Annotated in this window: 20 protein-coding genes; 1 reads left to right on the top strand and 19 read right to left on the bottom strand. The window is 62.9% G+C overall.

From position 1 onward, the window contains the following. Positions 1-91: 91 nt before the first annotated feature. From ABWO90_RS13780 to ndk, 17 genes are all read right to left on the bottom strand, one after another. The gene (locus ABWO90_RS13780; RefSeq protein ID WP_353191797.1) at positions 92-727 is read right to left on the bottom strand and encodes a DUF4189 domain-containing protein; all 636 of its coding nucleotides are present in this window, start codon (positions 725-727) and stop codon (positions 92-94) included. A 271-nt stretch (positions 728-998) separates the two neighbouring features. After that, the gene (locus ABWO90_RS13775) at positions 999-1535 is read right to left on the bottom strand and encodes a phosphoribosyltransferase (RefSeq protein WP_353191796.1); all 537 of its coding nucleotides are present in this window, start codon (positions 1533-1535) and stop codon (positions 999-1001) included. Positions 1536-1562: 27 nt separating this feature from the next. Further along, positions 1563-2903 carry an adenylosuccinate synthase gene (locus ABWO90_RS13770; RefSeq protein ID WP_353191795.1) on the bottom strand — a complete coding sequence of 447 codons (1341 nt, stop codon included), beginning with the start codon at positions 2901-2903 and terminating at the stop codon, positions 1563-1565. Positions 2904-2977: 74 nt separating this feature from the next. Beyond that, positions 2978-4138: an ATP phosphoribosyltransferase regulatory subunit gene (locus ABWO90_RS13765; protein ID WP_353191794.1), complete on the bottom strand. Its 1161-nt coding sequence runs from the start codon at positions 4136-4138 to the stop codon at positions 2978-2980. A 38-nt stretch (positions 4139-4176) separates the two neighbouring features. Beyond that, entirely contained in the window at positions 4177-4368 is a 192-nt protein-coding gene (locus tag ABWO90_RS13760; RefSeq protein WP_353191793.1) for a DUF2065 domain-containing protein, read from the bottom strand. A 72-nt stretch (positions 4369-4440) separates the two neighbouring features. Further along, the gene (gene hflC / locus ABWO90_RS13755) at positions 4441-5340 is read right to left on the bottom strand and encodes a protease modulator HflC (protein WP_353191792.1); all 900 of its coding nucleotides are present in this window, start codon (positions 5338-5340) and stop codon (positions 4441-4443) included. Between the two features lie 12 nt (positions 5341-5352). Beyond that, positions 5353-6705: an FtsH protease activity modulator HflK gene (gene hflK / locus ABWO90_RS13750; RefSeq protein WP_353191791.1), complete on the bottom strand. Its 1353-nt coding sequence runs from the start codon at positions 6703-6705 to the stop codon at positions 5353-5355. 221 nt (positions 6706-6926) lie between these two features. After that, on the bottom strand, positions 6927-8090 hold the full coding sequence (hflX, locus tag ABWO90_RS13745; protein ID WP_502922611.1) for a GTPase HflX: 1164 nt from the start codon (positions 8088-8090) through the stop codon (positions 6927-6929). Between the two features lie 105 nt (positions 8091-8195). Continuing rightward, positions 8196-8432, bottom strand: a complete 237-nt coding sequence (gene hfq / locus ABWO90_RS13740) for an RNA chaperone Hfq (RefSeq protein ID WP_010807283.1) — start codon at positions 8430-8432, stop codon at positions 8196-8198. A gap of 126 nt (positions 8433-8558) precedes the next feature. Beyond that, positions 8559-9896, bottom strand: coding sequence for a ribosome biogenesis GTPase Der (gene der, locus ABWO90_RS13735; RefSeq protein WP_353191790.1), 1338 nt, complete (start codon positions 9894-9896; stop codon positions 8559-8561). Between the two features lie 78 nt (positions 9897-9974). Then, positions 9975-11153, bottom strand: coding sequence for an outer membrane protein assembly factor BamB (bamB, locus tag ABWO90_RS13730; RefSeq protein WP_353191789.1), 1179 nt, complete (start codon positions 11151-11153; stop codon positions 9975-9977). 104 nt (positions 11154-11257) lie between these two features. Beyond that, positions 11258-11887, bottom strand: coding sequence for a YfgM family protein (locus ABWO90_RS13725; RefSeq protein WP_353191788.1), 630 nt, complete (start codon positions 11885-11887; stop codon positions 11258-11260). Between the two features lie 32 nt (positions 11888-11919). Further along, positions 11920-13296 carry a histidine--tRNA ligase gene (gene hisS, locus ABWO90_RS13720; protein ID WP_353191787.1) on the bottom strand — a complete coding sequence of 459 codons (1377 nt, stop codon included), beginning with the start codon at positions 13294-13296 and terminating at the stop codon, positions 11920-11922. A gap of 81 nt (positions 13297-13377) precedes the next feature. Beyond that, positions 13378-14658 (bottom strand): flavodoxin-dependent (E)-4-hydroxy-3-methylbut-2-enyl-diphosphate synthase, encoded by a 1281-nt coding sequence (gene ispG / locus ABWO90_RS13715; RefSeq protein ID WP_353191786.1) that lies wholly within the window; start codon positions 14656-14658, stop codon positions 13378-13380. A gap of 20 nt (positions 14659-14678) precedes the next feature. Then, entirely contained in the window at positions 14679-15737 is a 1059-nt protein-coding gene (locus ABWO90_RS13710; protein ID WP_353191785.1) for a RodZ domain-containing protein, read from the bottom strand. Positions 15738-15998: 261 nt separating this feature from the next. After that, positions 15999-17120, bottom strand: coding sequence for a dual-specificity RNA methyltransferase RlmN (rlmN, locus tag ABWO90_RS13705; RefSeq protein ID WP_353191784.1), 1122 nt, complete (start codon positions 17118-17120; stop codon positions 15999-16001). A gap of 59 nt (positions 17121-17179) precedes the next feature. Then, the gene (gene ndk, locus ABWO90_RS13700) at positions 17180-17605 is read right to left on the bottom strand and encodes a nucleoside-diphosphate kinase (RefSeq protein WP_353191783.1); all 426 of its coding nucleotides are present in this window, start codon (positions 17603-17605) and stop codon (positions 17180-17182) included. Between the two features lie 409 nt (positions 17606-18014). On the opposite strand from ndk, the gene ABWO90_RS13695 reads away from it, so the two are divergent. Further along, a complete protein-coding gene (locus ABWO90_RS13695; protein WP_353191782.1) occupies positions 18015-18716 on the top strand; it encodes a Bax inhibitor-1/YccA family protein in 702 nt (233 codons plus the stop codon). Between the two features lie 175 nt (positions 18717-18891). Here ABWO90_RS13695 and rlmD read toward each other — a convergent pair whose 3' ends face one another. Next, the gene (rlmD, locus tag ABWO90_RS13690; RefSeq protein ID WP_353191781.1) at positions 18892-20421 is read right to left on the bottom strand and encodes a 23S rRNA (uracil(1939)-C(5))-methyltransferase RlmD; all 1530 of its coding nucleotides are present in this window, start codon (positions 20419-20421) and stop codon (positions 18892-18894) included. A gap of 189 nt (positions 20422-20610) precedes the next feature. Continuing rightward, entirely contained in the window at positions 20611-21387 is a 777-nt protein-coding gene (locus ABWO90_RS13685) for a 3'-5' exonuclease (protein WP_353191780.1), read from the bottom strand. Positions 21388-21523: the final 136 nt, after the last annotated feature.

The raw sequence follows: 21523 nt of genomic DNA, 5'->3' as shown, positions 1-21523 counted from the left end.
CACGGGCGCCTTCGGGCGCCCGTGTTCATTTCCGACGACGAATGGACGTTTGCGAAACGCCCTACGCCACACCGAACGTCAGACGGCACCCTCAGCCATCGTCGTCGCAAGCCTTTGGCTGCCAGATGTAGCTGTTCGTCTCCTTGTCGAAACAGCGAGACGCCTGAAAACGAACCGTGCAGCCATTCTCATACGTCCGAACGCACTGGCCGTTGTCGCAACGGGTCTGCATCCTGATGATCTGCCCGGTCGGGATTTTGCATTGCGCCTGCGCGGCCTGTGCGGCCTGCGGCGGCGGCAGGCGCTGCCCCGGACGCTGGCCGTTATCGATCCAGACCTGGGCATTATCGAGCGAGCATTGGCCGCCGCGCTCGCACACGACAAACGCGTCCTGAATCGCCGCCGCCTCGGTATCGCCGAGGGCGACACCGACCTCACCATTGCTCGCCCGAACCACGGCCCAGTACGCCGGCCCGTTGCCGGCCATCAGCACCTCACATCGGCCGCCCCGACTGCCCGACGCAAATTGGACGCGGCATCGATTCATCGCGGCGATCTTGGCTTTCGCCATCGACGTCTGGTTGGTGACGTAGATGAGCCGGAATCCGCTCGCCGTGCGCACGCCGGCCACAGCGGACGCGGCGAGGCCCGGCGCGCTCGCCAATGCCAGCACACTCGCGAGCCACAACGAGCAAATCGCAGGGAGAAAACGACACCACTTCATCATGACGGGATCGCTGTCGCAGACGACAGACAGGCAGGAGCCGATGGTGCCATCAGACCACACCTGCCGCGCCGGCGAAGCCGAAAGCAGAGGGGAATTTGCCCTTCAAACGGGTTCCCGACATGGCGACATGTGACATCCGCGCACGCCAGTGTTCCGCGCAACAAGCCCCGAAAAACAAACAGGCGGCGCATCTCACGATGCGACCGCCTGGTATGCCGGACTTACCCGGCCGGGCCACGCGTTGCTGCGCGCCCGGTCATGCCATGTCCGCTCAGGTACCGCGCTTGATCCACGCCGACAGGTTGTGCGGGCGGAGCGTGTCGTACTCTTCGAACGGTTGGTGAATCCACGGATTCGTCGGCAGGAAATCCACCGCGTAGTCCGGGGCGACCTTGGAACAAGCCTTGTGCCAGAGCACTGCCGAGCGCACGTCCGTCACCGCAGGGAAACGTTCCTTGAGGTGTACACCGACGCGCTCGAGCGTGACACCCGAATCGACCAGGTCGTCGACCAGCAGCACGCGACCTTCGAGCTCGCCGCGCGTGATGGTGATGTACTGGGCGATATCGAGATCGCCGCGAACGGTGCCTTCGGCCTCACGATACGAACTGGTTGCCAGAATCGCGAGCGGCACGTCGTAGATGCGCGCGAGCTGATCGCCCACGCGCAAGCCACCACGGGCCAGACACAGGATCTTGTCGAACTTCCAGTTGGACTCATAGACCTTGAGCGCCAGGCGCTCGATCAGTCGATGGTACTCATCCCACGAGACCCAGAGGTTCTTATCGTCGTTTTGGGGCAGATTCATGGTGTGCCTTGCCAGTCCTACGGTATTTCAGTTCTTGAAGGGATGACGCAGAAGGATGGTCTCGTCACGATCCGGGCCAGTCGAGACCATATCGATCGGAATACCGCTCACCTCTTCAATGCGCTTCAGGTAATTCTGTGCCTGAACCGGCAGTTGCTCCCACTTCGTCACGCCGACCGTGCTTTGCGTCCAGCCCGGGAAGTCTTCGTAGACCGGTTCGCAACGCGCCACATCGACCGCACCGCGCGGCAGAATGTCGACCGTCTTGCCGTCGATCTTGTAGCCCACGCACAGGCGCACGGTGTCGAGGCCGTCGAGCACGTCGAGCTTCGTCATGCACAGACCGGTCACGCCGTTGATCTGGATCGAGCGCTTGAGCGCAGCGGCATCCATCCAGCCGGTGCGACGCGGACGCCCCGTCACCGAACCGAACTCCTTGCCGACCGTGGCCAGTTGCAGACCGATCGCTTCCTGACGAGCGGGGTTGTCCGCATCGTACAGCTCGCTCGGGAACGGGCCAGCGCCAACGCGCGTGCAATAGGCCTTGGTGATACCCAGGACATAATGCAGTTGCTGCGGACCCACGCCAGCGCCAGCCGACGCGGCACCGGCCACGCAGTTGCTGCTGGTCACGAACGGGTACGTACCGTGGTCGATGTCGAGCAGCGTGCCTTGCGCACCTTCGAACAGCAGCTTCTGGCCTTCGCGGTTGGCTGCGTAAAGCATCTGCGACACGTCGGCGATCATCGGCTGCAGGCGCGATGCGTAGCTCAGCATCGTATCCAGCGTTTCCTGGAAGTCGACGGCCTTCGCGCCCAGATACTGGGTCAGCACGAAGTTGTGATAGTCGAGGTTTTCGCGCAGACGCTCGGCGAAGTTCTTCGGATCGAACAGATCCTGAACGCGCAACGCGCGGCGACCCACCTTGTCTTCGTACGCCGGGCCGATGCCGCGACCGGTCGTGCCGATCTTGCCGGCGCCGCGACGGGCTTCGCGAGCCTGGTCGATGGCTACGTGGTACGGGAGAATGAGCGTACAGGCTTCGGAAATGCGCAGACGGCCACAAACATTCAGGCCGGCGCTTTCGAGTTCTTCGATTTCCTTGAACAACGCTTCGGGCGAGAGCACGACGCCGTTGCCGATGTAGCAGGTGACGTCCTTGTGCATGATGCCCGACGGGATCAGGCGCAGGATGGTCTTCTTGCCACCGATGATGAGCGTATGTCCGGCATTGTGGCCGCCTTGGAAACGCACCACGCCTTGCGCGTGATCGGTCAGCCAGTCGACGACCTTACCCTTACCTTCGTCGCCCCATTGGGTCCCAATAACGACGACGTTGCGTCCCTGATTCAAAGCATTGCCGGACATAACAATAGTTGGTTTGGTTAAAAACGTATTCTACCCGTGTTGACGAGCGCTAGTGCCGCTTTTTTCAGCGAAGTTCACCGGGGTGTCACAACCCACTGCCCATCTTTCTCGACAAGCACGCGATCGCCCGTGAACTCCTCGAAATCCTGGTCGTGGCCCGGCAGCATGCGGATGACCACCTCGCCGGCATCGCGCAGGCTGTCGATCTTGGCGCGCAGGCCCGGCACGTCGTCCGCCGGCGCCAAAATCGCGTTACTGCGCGCTTCGACCGGGGAAATGGCAGCCAACTCACGCAAATCGAGCGAAAAACCGGTTGCCGGACGGTCGCGACCGAACGCCTGACCCACCTTGTCGTAGCGGCCGCCGCGCGCGATCGCATTCGGGATGCCGTCGACATACGCCGCGAACATCACCCCGCTGTGATACTGGTATCCACGCAGATCGGCCAGATCGATCGACAGGACGGCCGGGCCGTCCTTGCTCTGCGAGGCGGCCAGATAAGCCAGATCGTCCAGGGCTGCCGTCACGCCCGGCAGATCCGGCAGCGCCTTGCGCGCCCGGGCGAGCGTCTCGGCCGGTTCACCATACAACGTGGTCAAGGTCAGCAGCGCATCGCGGATATGCGACGGCAGGTCGCGGGTCAGCTCTTCGAGCTGGGGCACATCTTTGGTCGCCAAGGCGCCGAACAACTGGCTTTCCATGGCCTCGGCCGCAGGCACGCCGTCGATCAGTGCTTCGAGCACGCCTGCGTGGCACAGGTCGATCCGAATCTGCTTGAGTCCGGCCAATTGCAGGCAGTACAGCAGCAGTTCCTGAATTTCGAGGTCCGCCTCCAGACCGCTATGCCCGAAGATTTCCGCGCCGATCTGGAACGGCTCGCGCGTGGCGAGCAGGTTACGCGGGCGCGTGAAGAGCACGCTGCCGGCGTAGCACAAGCGCGTCACGCCCTTGCGGTTAAGCAAGTGCGCGTCGATGCGGGCGATCTGCGGCGTAATGTCCGCGCGCAGGCCAATCGTGCGCCCCGAGAGCTGGTCGACGAGCTTGAACGTGCGCAGGTCGAGGTCGTGGCCGGTGCCGGTGAGCAGCGACTCGACATACTCGAGCATCGGCGGCATCACGAGTTCGTAGCCATAGGTACGGAAGCGATCGAGCATGAGACGGCGCAGATCTTCGATCTTGCGCGCCTCGGACGGCAGCACGTCGGCGATATTTTCGGGAAGTAGCCAGTTCGGCATGGGTATTTCGGTATTCAGTCGGCGCGGCGAGGCGCCTTTTAGTGATCGGCCAGTAGCATCAGAATCAGCCCCAGCGCGACGGCGGCCAGGCCGAAGAAGCGAATCTGGCCGGACGGCATTTCCGTTATTTTACGAAAACTCTGCCGCCACCGGTCCGGGGCGACGAACGGAAACAATCCCTCGACGATCAGCATGAGGGCGAAAGCGAGAATTATCGTGCTGCTGGTCACAGGGGGACTCGGCCAAAACGCCACCGCCCGCGATTGACGCGGGCGGTGGCAGCTACTCGGATGTCAAAGGCGTTATTTTCCCGCTTTTCCGGCCGACGCGCCAGCACCGCCGGAACCGCGCATAAATCGGAAGAAATCGCTGCTCGGGTCGGCAATGATTACGTCCTTCTTGTCACGGAAGGTCGCCTTATACGCTTCGAGGCTCTGGTAGAACTGAGCGAACTGCGGATCACGGCCGAACGCCTGCGCATAGATGTTCGCAGCGGCGGCATCGCCCTCGCCCTTGACCTGCTGGGCCTTGGCGTAGGCTTCTGCCACCACCACGTCGCGCTGGCGGTCGGCGTCGGCACGGATCTGCTCGGCCTCGGCGGCACCGGTCGAACGCAGTTCGTTTGCCACGCGCTTACGCTCGGCGGCCATCCGGCTGTACACCGAATCGCTGATGCCGGCGGCCAGATCCACACGGCGCATGCGCACATCGACGATCTCGATACCCACTTGGGCAGCGTCGTCGCCCACCTTCTGCTTGACCCACTGCATCACCTGCTCGCGCTGCGTCGACACGACCTCGGTCACCGTGCGCTTCGTGAAGGCCTCCTGCAGTGCCGAGCGAATCTGCTGCGTCAGACGATCCTGTGCGAGGCGGTTGTCACCCTTGAAGCTCACATAGAACTTGCGCGGGTCGACGATACGCCACTTCACATAGGAATCGACGATCAGGTTCTTCTTCTCGGCCGTGATGAAGCGCTCCGGCTCCGGGTTGTCGATGGTCATGATGCGCTTGTCCAGATACAGCACGGTCTGGAGCGGCGGCGGCAACTTGAACTTCAGGCCCGGTTCGCTGTAGACATCCTTGATCTCGCCGAGCGAGAACACCACGGCATAACGGCGCTGATCCACCACGAACATGGTCGAGGCAAGCACGATCAACAGGACGATCAGCGCGACAATAATGGTTCCAATACGGTTCATGCGCTTATCCCCTTAGCGTGAATCGCGGTCGCGGTTGCGCAGTGCCGCGCGCGATCGATCATGGTCGACATCGTTGCTGTCATCCGCAGCAGGCGCACCCGCCGCCCCCGTACCTGCACCGGAAGCCGGTGCCGGGGTCGACGCGTCGCCGCGCGAACGCTCCATGATCTTGTCCAACGGCAGATACAACAGGCTGTTGTTCTTCGCATCTACCATGATCTTCGTGGTGCGCGAGTAGATCTGCTGCATCGTATCGATATACATACGCTCGCGAGTCACACCCGGCGCCTTGGCATAGGCTTCCTGCACCGACTTGAAGCGGTCAGCATCACCCTGCGCCTGCGACACGACACGCGCCTTGTACCCGGCCGCCTCTTCCGTCAGGCGCGACGCCGTACCCTTGGCACGCGGAATCACGTCGTTGGCATAGGCTTGCGCTTCGTTCTTGGCGCGCTCCAGATCCTGACCGGCCTTCACGGCGTCGTCGAACGCGGCTTGCACCTGCTCGGGCGGCTGCACGCTTTGCATCGTCACGCTCGTGACGAGAATGCCGGTCTTGTAGCTGTCGAGAATCTTCTGAATCGACGAGACGAGTTCGTTGGCGATCTCCTCACGACCGGCGTAGAGCACGAAGTCCATCTTGCTCTTGCCGACGATTTCGCGAACGGCCGTCTGCGCCGCCAGGTTCACCGACGCTTCGGCGTCCACGTTATTGAACAGGAACTCCACCGCATCCTTGATGCGGTACTGCACGGCAAAGCGCACGTCGATGATGTTCTCGTCGCCCGTGAGCATCGACGAGTCTTTCAGATCGGTATCGCGAATCGTGTTCGAGCGACCGATCTCGACGGAACGGATCTGCGCCATGTTCACGATTTCAACCGACTGGAACGGGTACGGCAAACGCCATTGAATCCCCGAAGTCGTCGTGTACTTGTACTTGCCGAATTGCGTGACGACGCCGACCTGCCCTTCCTGGACGATGAACACGCCAGTGGCCAGCCAGATCAGGAACGCCAGCGCGACCACGATGCCGACACCGATGCCGGAACCGCGCGAGCCGCTGGAGAAGTTGTTGGAGCCGCCGTTGTTACCGCCTCCGCCGCCCTTGCGGCCGAAAATACGGTTCAGGCGACGATTGAAGTCGCGCCACAGTTCGTCGAGATCGGGGGGGCCGTCCTGCTGCGGGCCTTGCGGTCCGCGCTGCGGCTCCTTCGGATCCTGCGAATTCGGTGTATTCGCACGATCAGGGCGGTTCGGCTCCTGATTGCCGGACGGCGTATCGCCGCCGCCGTCCCGCCCCCAGCGCGGGTCGTTCAGGGAGAAAATCAAGCCAACTCGTCGCATCAAAGCTCTTGGAAGCATAGGTAGAAGCGTGGTGACTGAAGCGGTCTTGGCGTTGCGACCGGCGCCCGTACTTCGGAGCGCGCTTGCTGCCGGTTCGCGCGTGGTTCCCGAATCTCTGGTTTGCCGATCGGCGGCCTTGCCCGGCCTCCGTCTAGTCTCTTGCCAGTTCGTCACCCGAGTTGGGTCGTGCTGCCGGTATTCCCCGTGGCAACCCGCCCTTCACGGAGCGACGTCTCGTGTTATCTGTCTTCTGCGCGCAGCGCATCGTCCCAACGGTCGATGAGCCGGACATCGGGCGCTTCGTGCTGCGATTGTAACCCACCCGTGCCGGCCACAACCGCTTCGCTGATGGCCTCACGCAGCAGGTCGAGGCCCTGCCCGGTGCGTGCACTCAGAAAGACTCGCGTGATGCGCCCGGCTTCGTCCCGCTCGATTCTCGGTCCTTGTGCGGCCAGTTCCGGCACCGCGTCGATCTTGTTCCAGACGAGAATTTGCGGGATGTTCGCCGCATCGATCTCTGCCAGCACGGCATTGACCTCGGCCATCTGCTCCTGACGCACCTGACTGGAGGCATCCACCACATGCAGCAGCATGTCGGCGTGGACGGTCTCTTCCAGGGTCGCCCGGAACGCTGCCACCAATTGGTGTGGCAACTCGCGGATGAATCCGACAGTGTCGGACAGCACGATGTTCCCGGCATCGCCAAGATAAACGCGACGGGAGGTCGTATCGAGCGTGGCGAAGAGCTGGTTGGCCGCGTAGGCGTTGGCCTTCGTCATCGCGTTGAAGAGCGTGGATTTCCCCGCATTCGTGTACCCGACCAGCGAAATCGACATGGTGCCGCTGCGCTGACGCGCCCGACGTTGGGTGTCGTGCTGACGCTTGAGCTTCTCGAGTCTGGCCGTGAGCGACTTCACCCGATCGCCGAGCAGACGACGGTCGGTTTCGAGCTGTGTTTCACCCGGTCCGCGCAGACCGATACCGCCCTTCTGACGTTCCAGGTGGGTCCAGGCGCGCACGAGGCGCGTGGACAGATACTGCAACTGCGCCAGTTCGACCTGCAGCTTGCCTTCATGACTCTTCGCGCGTTGGGCGAAGATATCGAGGATCAGGCTGGTACGGTCCACCACGCGGCGTTGCAGCAGGTGTTCGAGGTTACGCTGCTGACCGGGGGTCAGGGCGTGATTGAAAATCACCAGTTCGACGTCATACTCGGCGATCGCGTCACGCAGTTCTTCTGCTTTGCCGCTACCGATGAAGAGTTTCGCATCCGGGCTGTGACGACGGCCGGTAATGGTCACGACAGGCGTGGCGCCTGCGGATTGCGTCAGAAGGTCGAGTTCCTGGAGACTGGCTTCGAAATCGAGTTTGCCGAAGTCGATGCCGACGAGCGCGGCGTTGATGGTCAAGCTACGCTGGGGATGGGTATTGGGACTGTTGGACAAGAGCGGGCGATGGGGAAGAGAAATTCGCCCGGCCGGAGAGACTCCCGGTCGGGCGAGCCTGAATCAGGACTGCTCGGCTTCCGGATGGAAATTCACCGGACGCGCAGGAACGACCGTCGAAATGGCGTGCTTGTACACCATTTGCGTGACCGTGTTGCGCAGCAGGACGACATACTGGTCGAACGACTCGATGTTTCCCTGCAGCTTGATACCGTTGACCAGATAGATCGAGACGGGAACATGCTCCTTACGCAAGGCGTTCAGAAACGGGTCTTGTAGAAGTTGCCCTTTGTTGCTCATAAGTTACTCCATTGTATTTTTAGCAAATGACCGTAAGCCAAGGCGTGTGCGCGCTTCCCGCCCTGACCTCCACACTATAGCTGATTTTGCTAGCGTCGCCAGCAAAACCCCGCCCGGGAGTGGCTTTCACTCGCCCTTGGCGTAAGGGTTCGCGCTGTTGCGGAACTCTATGCGTAATGGAGTGCCCTTCAACTTAAAAGTTTCGCGGAAACGGTTCTCGAGATAGCGGCGATAGGTGTCGGTCACGCCATCCAGATTATTCCCGTGGATGACGATGATCGGGGGATTCGAGCCCCCTTGGTGAGCGTAGCGCAGCTTCGGACGCGAAAAGCCCGAACGGCGCGGCTGCTGGTGCTCCACCGCCTCGATCAGCGCCTTCGTGAGCTTCGGCGTCGGCAGCTTGCTCATCGCCGCCGCATATGCCTCGTCAACCGAGCGCATGAGCGGGCCGATGCCAGTCGCCTTCACCGCCGAAATGAAGTGGAAGTTCGCAAAGCTGAGGAATTTGAGCTTTCGCTCCAATTCTTGTTTGGCCTGATCTCGGGTGTACTCGTCCAGACCGTCCCACTTGTTCACGCCCACGACCAGTGCGCGGCCCGACTCAAGAATGAAGCCCGCGATATGGGCGTCCTGATCCGAGATGTCCTGGCGCGCGTCGAGCATGAGGATCACGACATTCGCATCGGCAATCGATTGCAGCGTCTTCACCACCGAGAACTTCTCGACGGCTTCGAACACCTTGCCGCGACGACGCAGACCCGCCGTATCGATCAGCGTGTAGTTCTTGCCCTGCCGCTCGAAGTCGATGTGAATCGAGTCACGCGTGGTGCCCGGCATGTCGAACGCGATCACGCGCTCTTCACCGAGCAGCGTGTTGACGAGCGTCGACTTGCCGACGTTCGGCCGACCGACGATGGCAATGCGCACGCGCCCGTCGTGCTTGGCGTCGTCTTCGTTCTCGTCCTGGTTGGCGTAGAACGGGGCAATCGCTTCGTCGATCACTTCCTTCACGCCGTCGCCGTGCGCGGCCGAGATCGCAAGCGGGTCACCCAGACCCAGCTCGTAGAAATCGTTCGCCACCGCCGTGTACTTCATGCCCTCGGCCTTGTTGACCACGAGCATGATCTTGCGCCCCGTCTTGCGCAGGTATTCCGCAATGATCTGATCCTGCGGCGTCAGGCCCTGACGTCCGTCCACGATGTAGATCACCACGTCGGCCTCGACCACGGCCTGACGTGTCTGCTTGGCCATTTCGTGGAAAATGCCGTCCTTGGCCACAGGTTCGAAGCCGCCGGTATCGATCAGCAGATACGGGTGCTCGCCAACGCGCCCCTCGCCGTAGTGACGGTCGCGCGTGAGCCCGGGCATGTCGGCGACGAGGGCGTCGCGCGAGCGGGTCAAACGGTTGAATAGCGTCGATTTGCCGACGTTGGGGCGCCCTACGAGCGCGATAACGGGTTTCATGAATAAGCCCTAAAAACGAAGACGGCCGGCGCGCTGCCGGCCGTTCCCGGAAAATGCCCGGGTGCTGCCGGTAACCGGTTACTCCGGACGGAAGCCGTAGATGTTGCCGTCGCGCGTCTGCACAACCAGCGTCTGGCCGGCCAATACCGGCTGCGCGCTGATCGCACCGCTCAACTTGACGCGGGCGAGGATGTCACCGTTGTCGCGCGACAGGAAATGCAGATAGCCCTGCTTGTCGCCCACCACCACCACACGGCCGAGCGCCAGCGGCGCCGACAGGTCGCGGTACTTGAGCTTGTCGTTCTGCCACAGTGTACTGCCATCGGCAGCGTTGAACGCGTACACGGCGCCGTCGGTATTGACCGCTGCCACCACGCGCTCGTCAAGCGACACGCCGTTCGACGACGAGAAGTCGCGTGCCCACAGACCGTTGCCGGTCTGTACATCGGCGCAACCCACGCGGCCCTGGAACGTGCCACCGCACACCTGACGGCCGAACACGACCGGCGAGCCAGTGACGTCGTTCACGCGCTCGACCTCGGTCACACCCTTCGGATACGACAGCGGCGTGATCCAGAGCGGGTTGCCGGTGTTGGCGTCGAGCGCCACGAGCTTGCCGCCCGGGAAGCCCGTCACGATGGCGCGATCACCCACGAACGTCATGCCCGTGCCGGTACGCAACGTCAGTGTCGACGTCGGCTGCGAGTACGACCAGCGGACCGAACCCGAGCTGGAATCGAAGGCGGTCACGCGGTTGTTGATCGCGCGCACGACCACGAGGCCGCGGCCGACCAGCGGCGACGTAAGCACTTCGCTGCCGGCATTGGCCGTCCACGCTTGCTTGCCGTCGTGATCGAAGGCGATGACGTCGCCCTTTTGCGTGGCCACGACGGTCGTCTCACCGTCGCTGCCCGGACCGGCCGTGATGTTCGTATCGGCCTTCGCCGACCACGTCGACGCTCCCGTATCCGAATCCACGCGCACGATGCTGCCGTTGGCGCCAGCAGCGAACACGGCATTGCCCACCGCAACCGGCGCGAAGCTGTAGGCGCCGGCCTTGCCAACGCTGGCCGTCCAGATCTGCTTGACGGTCAGTGCCTGCTTGATCTCGGTGAGCGGCGTCGGCTCATGCGCCGGCTTGCTGCCGAACAGACCGCAACCACCCAACGTGCCCAACACCGCCAGCGTCAGCATGGCGCTGCCCGCGCGCTTGAAAATGCCACGGCGCGTCGAAGCAGACGACAGGGATTCTGACATGCCCATCGTTTGCGGCATCGATCGACGGAAGTCGTTAAGGATCATCATGTACCCGGTTATGCGTTATGGGAGGGTAATACTTGCCAACGGATTGCCGACGCGCGTCAGGCCCCCAGCGCGTCGAGCTTGAACTGAACGAACTGACGCATGCCCGAATCCTGCTTGTCGAGCTTCTCCAGTGCGAGCTTGTACGCGGTACGCGCGTCCGCCACCTTGCTTTGCGCCACGAGCACGTCGCCGCGACGATCGGCAAACAGCCCCGCGTACGGTGCCGGCGGATTGTCGAGCAACTTCAGTGCCTCGTCATATGCCTTCTCGTCGAGCAGCACCCCCGCCAGACGCAGCTTGGCCAGTTGCTTGTACTCGTCGTCCTTCGCGTTCGACACGGCCCATTGCAGTTGTGCCTTCGCACCGGCAGCGTCACCCGCGTCGGCGAGCGTCTTCGCGGCCAGCAGCGCCGTCATCTGCGCGTACGGCGTGCCGCTGAACTTGCTTTCCATATCGGCCGCGATACGCGTGACCTTCGCCTTGTCCTTGGCGTCGATCGCCGTCTCGAGCTCGCCGTACAGCACGCCGGCTTCGACCGTTTGCTTGCGCTCGTAATAGCGCCACAGGTTCCAGCCGCCATAGGCCAGCATGATGACGACCAGCGTCCAGATAACGTAATTGCCGTACTGCTTCCACCAGGCCTTTACGTTCTCGATCTGTTCCTGTTCCTCGTGATAGCTGCTCATTCGCCGGGGTTCTCCGTGTCTGGCGTCTTGAATTAATGAAGCGTTTCGTTGCCTGCGCCGTCGCCGGTCAGGCTTTCGCTCACGCTTTCGTCGGCACTGGCGACGATGGCGTCGATCAAGTGCTCGGCGAGGGCGTCGAACGCCACGCTGGTCTGGTTGTTGGCCTGATCGGCGGCACGCAGGTGCTTGACCACCGCCGTGCCCGAGGCCACTTCGTTCTCACCGACGATCACGGCGAAGTTCGCGCCGCTCGCATCCGCACGCTTCATCTGCGACTTGAAGCTGCTGCCCTTGCCGTCCGGGCTGCAATGGAACACGACGTTCAGACCCGCGTCGCGCATGCGCTCCGCTGCGATCAGCGCCGGGGCCACGGCAGCTTCGCCCTGGTGCACCACATAAACGTCGGCACCTTCGGCCTGCGGCACGAGATCATCTTCGCGCAGCAATTCCAGAATGCGCTCGACACCCATTGCCCAGCCGCATGCCGGCGTGGCGTCGCCGCCCAGTTGCTCGATGAGCGGATCGTAACGACCGCCGCCCGCCACCGTGCCTTGCGCGCCGAGCTTGTCGGTGACCCACTCGAACACGGTCAGATTGTAGTAGTCCAGACCGCGCACGAGACGCGGATTGATCGTGAACGGGATGTTGTTCGCCTTGAGCAGCGACTGCACGCCCTCGAAGTGCTTGATCGAGTCTTCGCCCAGATAGTCGATGAGCTTCGGTGCGCCTTCGACCATTTCCTGCATCGCCGGGTTCTTCGTATCGAGCACGCGCAGCGGATTCGTGTACAGACGACGCTTGCCGTCTTCGTCGAGCAGGTCGACGTGCTTCTCCAGATACGCGATCAGGTCGGCACGGTGACGCGCGCGCTCCTCGCCCTGGCCCAGCGAGTTGAGTTGCAGGTGGATGCCGGTCAGACCGAGATCGTCCCACAGGCGCTGGCACATCAGAATGATTTCGACGTCCGCGTCGGGACCGGCCAGGCCGAGCGCTTCCACGCCCACCTGGTGGAACTGACGATAACGGCCGCGCTGCGGCTTCTCGTGACGGAACATCGGGCCGAAGTACCACAGGCGCTTCGGGCCGCCGTACAGCAGATTGTGCTCGAGCGTGGCACGCACGGCAGCCGCAGTGCCCTCGGGGCGCATCGTGAGCTGCTCGCCGTTGAGCGAGTCGGTGAAGCTGTACATCTCCTTCTCGACGATGTCGGTCACTTCACCGATACCGCGCGTGAAGAGCTGCGTCTGTTCGAGAATCGGCGTGCGGATTTGTTGATAGCCATAGGCACGCAACATGGCGCGCACCGATTCCTCGAAAAACTCCCACAGCGCTTCGTCCTGCGGGAGGATGTCGTTCATGCCCTTGACCCCTGCCAGCTTGGCGGGGCGCTTCTTCTTTGCGTCAGTCATATTCTCTTGTGTCCTGCGTGCCGACGCCCGTCGGCGCCTGCCTGCACCTGCTTTCGCTCGCTTAAGTCGGCTTAAGTCGGCTTAAGCGGCGACCGCCCCTTCGGCCTGACCGTAACGCGTCTTCACGTAATCGTCGACGATCTGCTGGAACTCTTCGGCGATATGATCGCCGCGCAACGTGCGCACCTTCTCGCCGTCGACGAACACCGGCGCGGCCGGCGATTCGCCCGAACCCGGCAAGCTGATGCCGATGTTGGCGTGCTTCGACTCGCCCGGACCGTTCACGATGCAGCCCATCACCGCCACGTGCATGTTCTCGACGCCCGGATACTGCGCCTTCCAGACCGGCATTTGTTCGCGCAGGTACGTCTGAATGCTCGATGCCAGCTCCTGGAACACCGTGCTCGTCGTGCGACCGCAACCCGGGCAGGCGATGACCATCGGCGCGAACGCGCGCAGGCCCATCGTCTGCAGGATTTCCTGCGCCACCACGACTTCACCCGTACGCGCACCGCCCGGTTCCGGCGTGAGCGAGATACGAATCGTGTCGCCGATACCTTCCTGCAGCAGCACCGACAGCGCGGCCGTCGAAGCGACGATCCCCTTCGAGCCCATGCCGGCCTCGGTCAGCCCGAGGTGCAGCGCGTAGTCGCAGCGCTTGGCCAGTTCGCGGTACACCGCGATCAGGTCCTGCACGGCGCTGACCTTGCACGAGAGCAGGATCTTGTCGGCCGACAGGCCCACACGCTGCGCCAGTTCAGCCGATTCGAGCGCCGACGTGATGAGCGCTTCGTACATCACGCTTTGCGCGTCCCACGGGGTGGCACGAGCGGCGTTCTCATCCATGATGCGCGCGAGCAGCGACTGGTCGAGGCTGCCCCAGTTCACGCCGATACGCACCGGCTTGTCGTACTTGATCGCCATTTCGATCATTTGCGCGAACTGCGTGTCGCGCTTGGCGCCCTGCCCGACGTTACCCGGGTTGATGCGGTACTTCGACAACGTTTCCGCGCAGGCCGGATAGTCGGCGAGCAGCTTGTGGCCGTTGTAGTGGAAGTCGCCCACGAGCGGCACCATCACGCCCATGCGATCAAGCTGCTCGCGAATCGCCGGCACGGCCGCTGCCGCTTCCGGCGTGTTCACCGTAATACGTACCAGTTCGGAGCCCGCCTGCGCCAACTCCTTGACCTGAATGGCCGTACCGATCACGTCCGCCGTGTCGGTGTTGGTCATCGATTGCACCCGAATCGGCGAATCGCCGCCGACGGTCACGAGCTGGCCGCCCCAGCGAATCGCGACCTTGCGCGACTGACGGCGCGGCGCCGGACCGCCAATGATCGGCATGCATTCTACAGAAGCCATGATTACCCTCTTTCGGTCGCTTACTGCAGCGTCAGACGCGCCACATTACCCGCATTGCGGGACTTGATCTCGACCGGTTGACCGTTGAATTCCAGCGACTCGACGCCCGCGACGTTACCCACAACGACCTTGAGCGGCGCATCGCCCGTAATTTCCTGTTCGGCACCTGCACGCATCAACTGGGAGAACAGCACTTTGCCGTCCTTCGAACGCACTTCGACCCAGCTGTCCGCCTTCAGGCGCAACGCAATCTTGCCATTCCCCGACACCCCCGCGCTGGACGCCTTGGCGTCAGCCGGCGCGACGGCTGCCGGCGCGGCCGGTGCTGCGGCTGCCGCGCTGGCCAGACCGGCGACGACGTGCGTCGGATCGACCGCAGCGATCAGGCCGGGGCCCGCGACGGCCGCGCTGGCCGCCGCACTGTTGACAGTGCTCTCGGTATTGCCCGTGTTGGTGGCATCGGCACCCGGCGGCGTTCCGTTGGCGTCCGTGACGACCGGCTGGCTGGCCGGTTCCGCCGCGTCCGTCGCACCCTGCGCCGACGCGCCGCTGGCCAGTTCCGCCGGCTCGACCGACCCACGGCCGGCCTTGTGATTGTTCCCGAAGTACCAGGCCGCACCGGCGATCACGACGAGCGCGACCAGCGCCCACGGCCATTTGGCCTGCGACGCCGCCACCGGCGAGCGGAAACGCACCGGGCTCTTCGGAATGCTCGGCTGCCCCGTTGGCGGTTGCGGAATATCGATCGGGGCCGCGCGGCCGAATTGGCGCAGCGGTTCGATCATCGGCTCCGGATCCGCCCCGAGCATACGGGCGTAGCTTCGCACGACCCCCTGGAGGAACGGCATTTCCGGCAAGGCATCCCATTCGCCAGCTTCGAGACGCTTGAGCTTTTGTACCGACACTTTCAGGCGCGCCGACACGTCTTCGATAGACATGCCACGCTTTTCGCGCAATGCGGCCAGTTGCGCACCCACCTGCGCTCCCAGCTCAGTCAATCTGGCGGAAGATCCTTGCGGCAGTCCCTGGCCTTGCGCCTCGGCTTGCCCACCTGCATCCGCCTGATTCTGGTTATCCATCGATACGCCCCCGTTCGTAAGCAGCCGCCCACAGCGGCTGAGGATATGCTGGCCACAGTCCCGCTACGTCACCGGCCGTGCGCGCGGCGTGAAGATCTGCGCGGCGCATCGGACGATTCGGCTCGAAACTGACGGAATCGCGCGGGGCACGAAGCGCGCCCTGCGCAAGGATTGCTGTGGTGCGAGACTGATCCGACGAGCGGCATGGCGCGTGCGGGGCCGACGGCCCTCGCCACGGTCCACGCCCGCCCATGCGCAACCTCATACGGTACGCACCTCGACCGCGATTTTCCCGAATTTGCCGCGTTGCGCAAGCCGGGTGCGATCCTGCACCTCACCGGCGAGTTGGCCGCAAGCCGCGTCAATGTCGTCACCGCGCGTCTTGCGCACGGTCGTCACGAGGCCCGCGTCGAGCAGGATTTGCGCAAATCGCTTGATCTGCGGATCCTTCGAGCGAAGCAGGCCGGACTCGGGAAACGGATTGAACGGGATCAGATTGAATTTGCACGGCACGTCGCGCGTCAATGCGACAAGCTCGCGCGCATGCGCTTCGGTGTCGTTCACACCGTCGAGCATGCAGTACTCGAACGTGATGAAATCGCGCGGCGCCACCTCGAGGTAACGCTCGCACGCGCCCATCAGCTCGCGTAACGGATATTTCTTGTTGAGCGGCACGAGCACATCGCGCAGCGCATCGTTCGGTGCGTGCAGCGAAACGGCCAGCGCCACGGGCAGTTCCTGCCCCAGGCGATCCATCATCGGGACCACGCCCGACGTCGACAGCGTGACGCGGCGACGCGACAGCCCATAGGCGTTGTCGTCGAGCATCAGGCGCATGGCGCCCACCACATTGTCGAAGTTGAGCAGCGGCTCGCCCATGCCCATCATCACCACGTTGGTGATGACGCGCTCGTTCTTGCCCTCGCGCCCGAGGTCACGACGCAACGCGAATTCGGCCATCCACAGCTGGCCGATGATTTCACCAAGCGTCAGGTTGCGCGAGAAACCCTGCTTGCCGGTCGAACAGAACCGGCAGTTGACGGCGCAGCCCGCCTGCGACGAAACGCACAGCGTGCCACGCGTCTCCTCGGGAATGTAGACGGTCTCCACGGCATTGCCGTTACCCACGTCCAGCAGCCATTTGCGCGTGCCGTCGGCCGACAGATGGTCGGTGATGGCGACAGGCGAAGCGATCATCGCGCGCGTTTTCAACTTCTCGCGCAGCGACTTGGCAAGATCGGTCATGCCGTCGAAATCGGCGGCACCCATCTGGTGGATCCAGCGCTGGAGCTGGCGGGCACGGAACGGCTTTTCGCCGAGCGTGCCGCAATAGGCGGCCAAACCGTCCGGATCGTAGTCAAGCAGATTCGTGAGGTTGGTCATGGCCGTAGTCCGTCAACATCCCTTCGGTATCTTCCTGCAGTCAAGCGGCTAAACGCGGCTTAGCGCGAGTAGACGTTCATGCCCGGGAAGAAGAAAGCCACTTCCACGGCAGCCGTTTCAGCGGCGTCCGAGCCGTGCACGGCGTTGGCGTCGATGCTGTCGGCGAAATCGGCGCGGATCGTGCCCTTCTCTGCCTTCTTCGGATCGGTGGCGCCCATCAGTTCGCGGTTCTTCGCGATGGCGTTTTCACCTTCGAGTGCCTGGATCATCACCGGACCCGAGATCATGAAGTCGACCAGATCCTTGAAGAACGGGCGCTCCTTGTGCACGGCGTAGAACTGCTCGGCTTCGGCGCGCGACAGGTGCACGAGCTTGGCAGCGGCGATCTTCAGGCCTGCGCCTTCGAAGCGGCTATAGATCTGGCCGATCACGTTCTTGGCAACGGCATCGGGCTTGATAATCGACAAAGTGCGTTCGACTGCCATGAAAAACTCCAAAAAATTAAGCAGTTATATAACCAACATGAACCCGTAATTGTAGCATGAAGGCTGCTATTATGGGGATGGAACCTACAGTACGCGTACCGCTCAAACGCAGGACGGCCGGGACGATCCGGCTTTTCGCGAAGTTGTCACAGGGATGTCATTCCGGCACCCTTCCCACGGTGGGAGAGTCGGATGGCGTACCGGCCGATTGAATTTCAGGCATTTGCCCAGAGATTTCAGGCGTCGTCCGAGTCCGCTCCCTCGCATCTTTCGGTATGCTTAAACTTCGACGACAAGCCGGGAATCAACGGCTGCGGGGGATTCGCCGGCATGATGCCGGACATCGTAAGCGTCAAGAGGCGCTTGCCGGCCCCGCCGGCGGGCACACAGACCACGGAGAACACAGAATATGAACCAGGACTTCCAACGTTTCGGCTACGGCGGCAACGCCGGCGCCACCACCGTACAGGTGCGCAACAAGGTACTGCGCAATACGTACTGGCTGCTCGCCCTGTCGATGCTGCCGACGATTGCGGGTGCCTGGCTGGGCCTGACCTACGGCTTCGCCCTGTTCGCAGGCAGTCCGATGGTCAGCATGATCGCCTTCCTGGCGATTGCCTTCGGCTTCATGTTCGCGATCGAGCGCTTCAAGAACAGCGGCGTCGGCGTGGCCCTGCTGCTCGGGTTCACGTTCTTCATGGGCCTGATGCTCACGCGCCTGTTGAGCTTCGTGCTGGGCTTTTCCAACGGCGCATCGCTCATCATGCTGGCGTTTGGCGGCACGGCCGTGATCTTCGGCGTGATGGCATCGATCGCCACGGTCAGCAAGCGCGACTTCAGCGGCCTGGGCAAGTGGCTCTTCATGGGCGTGCTCGTGATCATTCTGGCGTCGGTCGCCAACATCTGGCTGCAATTGCCGGCGCTGATGCTGACGGTCTCGGTGCTCGCGATCGCGATCTTCTCGGCCTACATCCTGTTCGACGTGCAGCGCGTGGTGAACGGCGGCGAAACGAACTACGTGACGGCAACGCTGGCGATCTATCTCGACCTGTACAACATCTTTACCAACCTGCTCGCCCTGCTCGGCGTGCTGGGCGGCAACCGCAACTGATGTACGCCTGACGAGGTTGCGAGGTCATTCCTCGCGACTCGCAGACAAAAAAGCCAGTCCCTCGGGACTGGCTTTTTCTTTGCCTGCTTCGATGGCGAGCGGGCCGCAACATCCCGGGAGACGTCGCCCCATGTGCGCCGCCCGCACGCTGGCGGGCTCGCCCAGCCGCGAAACGTTACTCAGTTTCGTGAATGACGCCCTCGCCACCGACAGCGCCCGCAATGGCTTCCACGCCCTCATCCGCCGGGTCCGCATCAGCATCCGATTCCGACACACGCACACGCGGCACCCATGGCTGACCAATGCTTTCGTGCTCGAACACCGCCATCGACTCGACATGCGACGTGTGCGGGAACATGTTCACCACCCCCGCCAGCGTCAGCCGATAACCGGCTTCGTGGACAAGCAGTCCGGCATCGCGCGCGAGCGTCGCCGGACTGCACGACACGTAGACGATGCGCTTGGGCAGGCCGTCATAGCCCTGCTGGGCCAATTCAGCCAAAGCCTTCGACACGGCCAGTGCCCCTTCGCGCGGCGGGTCGATCAGGTAACGATCGAAGGCTCCCAGCGCACGAATGTCGTCGGGCGTGATGTCGAACAGATTGCGACACGCGAATTCCGTACGGTCTGCGACGCCGTTGCGCTGAGCGTTGGCCAGCGCCCGCTCGGTCAACGCCGTGCTGCCCTCGATCCCCATGACAGCGCCCGCGCGACGGGCCAATGGCAACGTGAAGTTGCCCAGGCCGCAGAACAGGTCGAGCACGCGCTCATGCGATTCCGGCGCAAGCAGACGCAGCGCACGATGCACGAGCACACGGTTGATCTGATGATTGACCTGCGTGAAATCCGTCGGCTTGAACGGCATGCGGATCTGGTATTCCGGCAGCGTGTAATGCAGCTCCGGCGTCAGCGGATAGAATGGCACCGCCGTGTCCGGCCCCTTCGGCTGGACCCAGAACTGCACGTGATTGGCGTCGGCGAAGGTGCGCAGAATCGCCTCGTCTTCCGGGGTCAACGGCTCAAGGATGCGGAGCACGAGCGCCGTCACGTCCGCGCCGATGGCAAGTTCGATCTGCGGCAGACGCTCGCGAATCGACAGCGATTCGACCAGACGACGCAGCGGCACGAGCATGTCCGAAACATGGCGCGGCAGCACTTCGCATGAATCCATATCGGCGACGTAGCTGCTCTTGCGCTCATGGAAGCCGATGAGCACACCGCCTTTCTTGGGGACGTAGCGCACCGTCAGGCGGGCGCGGAAGCGATAGCCCCAATCCGGCCCCTGGATCGGGCGAAGCATCGCTTCGGCCTTCACTTTACCCAGACGCGCCAGGTTGTCTTCCAGCACGCGCTGCTTGATGGCAATCTGCGCACGCGGCTCGAGATGCTGCATGGAGCATCCACCGCATTTCCCGAAATGCGGACACTGCGGCTTCGCACGCATGGGGCTCGAGCGAAGCACGCTGACAGCCTCCGCCTGCTCGAACTTGGGCTTGCGACGATAGCTGAGATAGGTGACCCGCTCGCCGGGCAAGGCGCCTTCGACGAAGATGACCTTGCCGGGCTTGTATTCGGGCGTACCCGGCTCGCCTTCTGGCGCCGTGCGGCCGACGCCGCGCGCTTCCATGTCGAGCGATTCGATATCGATGATGCCGGGCTCGGCACTCGGCCGGCCACGCGAGGAGTTTCGGGAGGAACGGGTCACGTCTTTGTTCTCATATGCGACAGCAAACCCGGCATTTTAATCGATTCGTCCGCCACTGACGCACACACGCTTGCGCCCTGCCCAACGTCTGCCGACACCGACCGACGCCGACCGAAGCCGACCGAAGCCGACAGCCACACCTTACCGCCCCATCCGGCCAGGCGAATGCCCGCATCCGCCAACGCGAATTCAGACCCAGGCGCCGAGATATTCCTTCCAGTGCGGCGCCGCTTCCTGTTCGAGCGAGCGCTTCACAAACTCGATTTCCTGCTCGTACTCCGCCTGACGCAGCCCGCCGCGCATCAACTGATAGCGGCAATAGACGAGATAGGTGTTCACCACGTCCGTCTCGCAATAATTGCGAATCTCCTCCAACTTGCCGGCCCGGTACGCCTCCCAGACCTTGCTGCCGTCCATGCCGAGCTTGCCGGGGAAGCCGCACAGCTTGGCGAGGTCATCGAGCGGTGCGTTGGCGCGCGCCTGGTACATCGCCAGCAGATCCATCAGATCGAGGTGGCGCTGGTGATAGCGGCTGATGTAGTTATTCCACTTGAACTCGCGGTCGTCTTCGCCCATGTCCCAATAGCGCGGCGCAGAAATGCCGTGAATCATCGCGCGATAGTGCAGCACCGGCAGATCGAAACCGCCGCCGTTCCACGACACGAGTTGCGGCGCGTATTTCTCGATCGTGCGATAGAAGCCCGACACGAGCGCGGACTCACCATCTTCCAGCGTACCGAGCGACTTCACGCGGAAACCATCGCGGTCACGAAACACGCAGGAGATGGCGGCGACGCGCTGCAGGTGCAACGGCAGAAAATCGTGCCCGACCTTTTCACGACGCGCAGCGAAGGCAGCTTCGGCAACCGCGTCGTCAGACAGACCGGCATAGGCAGGTTCCAGCTTGCGCAGGCCATCGACGTCGGGAATCGTTTCAATATCGAAGACGAGTACGGGAGATGCCATAGTGAAATTCAAAGGGAAGAAGGATCGCGCGCCGCCGCACGGCGGCGCACGCGGAGTGGATGGCAGGCAAGCCGGATCGTCAGCAGATCACGGAACAGCGCGCACCCGACGTCGAACGAACAGGATAGCAAGCGAA

Origin of the sequence: Pandoraea pnomenusa (assembly GCF_040391475.1) — a bacterium.
Lineage (GTDB): Bacteria > Pseudomonadota > Gammaproteobacteria > Burkholderiales > Burkholderiaceae > Pandoraea > Pandoraea pnomenusa_C.
The sequence above is the reverse complement of the archived record's forward strand: the minus strand, read 5'-3'. Positions and strand labels throughout refer to the sequence as shown.